The organism is Mesorhizobium sp. M1E.F.Ca.ET.041.01.1.1 (genome assembly GCF_003997355.1).
Lineage (GTDB): Bacteria > Pseudomonadota > Alphaproteobacteria > Rhizobiales > Rhizobiaceae > Mesorhizobium.
Genome location: NZ_RZSL01001266.1, coordinates 1 through 429, shown reverse-complemented (window position 1 = coordinate 429; position 429 = coordinate 1). Strand labels below are relative to the sequence as shown.

Genomic DNA, 429 nt, shown 5'->3' with positions numbered 1-429 from the left:
AGGTGACGCCGATCAGGCCGCGGTCGCGGCCGTTGCCGAGCAGCGGGCCGAACAGCGGCAACTCGCCGAAGATGCGGTTCAGCCCATAGACCGGCATGAAGGTGCCGGTCATGTCCATGTTGTTGTCCTTGTCGTAGAGCGTGCCCTGGAAGGTGGTGCCGATGCGCGGCCCCCGCAGCACGCCGTTTGCCAGTCTCAGATAGCCCGAGCCCTTGTCGATCTCGGCGAAGCCGCGCTCGAATTGCACCCTTGAGGTGTCGATATCGGCCTTCACCGCTTGGTTGAGGCTCCGCGTATCGCCGGCGGGCTTCGTCGACACGATCGAAGCGAGCTTCGGCTCGTTGACGACGTAGAAATTGCTGGCGTCGACCTGGCCCTTCATCGGCCCGTCGGCGGCGCCCGCGAGCGACAGCGTGATCGCCCCGCCTT

General features: G+C 65.7%; 1 pseudogene. It reads right to left on the bottom strand.

The features are described from left to right. Nucleotides 1–429 (bottom strand): annotated as a pseudogene (locus tag EOA38_RS38720) (hypothetical protein); the annotation flags it as partial.